At 49.3% G+C, this 223-nt stretch carries 1 pseudogene; it reads left to right on the top strand.

Features of this window, described 5'->3' with window-relative positions:
- A pseudogene (gene fnr, locus AC6CWS_RS26560) lies at nucleotides 1-223 on the top strand (fumarate/nitrate reduction transcriptional regulator Fnr); the annotation flags it as partial.

The following is a 223-nucleotide window of genomic DNA, read 5'->3' on the forward strand; positions in this document are numbered from 1 at the left end:
TTCGACGCATTCAGTCTGGCGGTTGTGCTATCCATTGTCAGGATTGCAGTATCAGCCAGCTCTGCATCCCCTTTACTCTGAACGAGCATGAGCTTGATCAGCTGGATAATATTATCGAGCGGAAAAAGCCCATCCAGAAAGGTCAAACCTTGTTCAAAGCGGGCGATGAGCTGAAATCGTTGTACGCCATTCGCTCCGGGACCATCAAAAGCTACACCATCAC

It is taken from the genome of Klebsiella sp. M041, from assembly GCF_059759695.1.